The sequence below is a fragment of the Natranaerobius trueperi genome (assembly GCF_002216005.1).
Classification (GTDB): domain Bacteria; phylum Bacillota; class Natranaerobiia; order Natranaerobiales; family Natranaerobiaceae; genus Natranaerobius_A; species Natranaerobius_A trueperi.
In genome coordinates, this window is the sequence record NZ_NIQC01000082.1 from 1 (window position 1) to 581 (window position 581).

Annotated in this window: 1 protein-coding gene and 1 pseudogene; both read right to left on the reverse strand. The window is 39.8% G+C overall.

The annotated features are described in order from the left end of the window. A pseudogene (locus CDO51_RS13145) lies at positions 1 to 228 on the reverse strand (group II intron reverse transcriptase/maturase); the annotation flags it as partial. 15 nt (positions 229 to 243) lie between these two features. After that, on the reverse strand, positions 244 to 581 hold a 338-nt coding region (locus CDO51_RS13150), incomplete at its 5' end, for a reverse transcriptase domain-containing protein (RefSeq protein WP_240503595.1).

The following is a 581-nucleotide window of genomic DNA, read 5'->3' on the forward strand; positions in this document are numbered from 1 at the left end:
TTCTTTAAGTGTCTGTTGAATTGACCTACCACGTTTACGACTTGTTATCTGCCTTATCCTGTCCTTGAACCGTTTTATGGACTCTTGGTGTGGTCGTATTCCAGCCTTTCCTCTAGCTTTGTAGAGGCAATAGCCAAGAAACTTAAGCTTAAGTGTGCTCCCAGTGTTGCTCTTATCTCGATTCACCTTAAGTTTTAATTTTGCTAATGTGTCTTGCTTATTTCGCATAAATGGTAACCTTCTTTAAATTGGTAGGATTAACCATTTACACAAAATTATGTGCATTCCCCCATTTGACATGATCCCACTCTTTAGGAATTTGCGTATGAAACGTATGATGGTTTCATCCTTTACTTGTTCCCTTACCATACCTATCAACAAGTCATGGTTCACGGTGTCAAAATATTTTGCTAGGTCTATGTCAACTGCATATTTGTAGCCTTGGGCGTAGTAGTCTTTTGACCTTTTGATCGCCTGCTGGGCGTTACGATTCGGTCTGAATCCAAAGCTACTATCAGAAAATATCGGTTCAAATATTGGTTGAAGTACTTGTACTAGTGACTGTTGTACCATGCGGTCCA